This window comes from Bacillus sp. SIMBA_031 (genome assembly GCF_046535225.1).
Lineage (GTDB): Bacteria > Bacillota > Bacilli > Bacillales > Bacillaceae > Bacillus > Bacillus velezensis.
Genome location: NZ_JAWRXC010000154.1, coordinates 1 through 278, shown reverse-complemented (window position 1 = coordinate 278; position 278 = coordinate 1). Strand labels below are relative to the sequence as shown.

Sequence of the window (278 nt, the reverse complement as noted above, 5' to 3'; positions counted from 1 at the left end):
ACTTGAAGAAGGACCAGCGGAGCAGGCGCGCATTGAGGCACTTGAGCGTCTGGAAAACATTGAACGAGGTGCATCCGGACTTGACGACGTGCGGCTTGCACTTACTGAAGTGGGCAAGCTGTGCTTTCTTCATGGCGTACATGATTTCGACGTGTTCCGCTACGAGCGGCTGATGCAAGACAGGGTCGACGAACGTGAAGGAACCCTGGCGACAAACTCCGACGAGTTGATCGCGCTCATCCGAGATGTATTCCTACACGGCGTTGAGCTGAACAAAG

The 278-nt window shown here is 54.7% G+C and carries 1 protein-coding gene; it reads left to right on the top strand.

Annotated elements, in window-relative coordinates; all coding sequences use genetic code 11:
* Positions 1–278: hypothetical protein (locus SB724_RS19865; RefSeq protein WP_410572529.1), on the top strand; the 278-nt coding region annotated here is incomplete at both ends.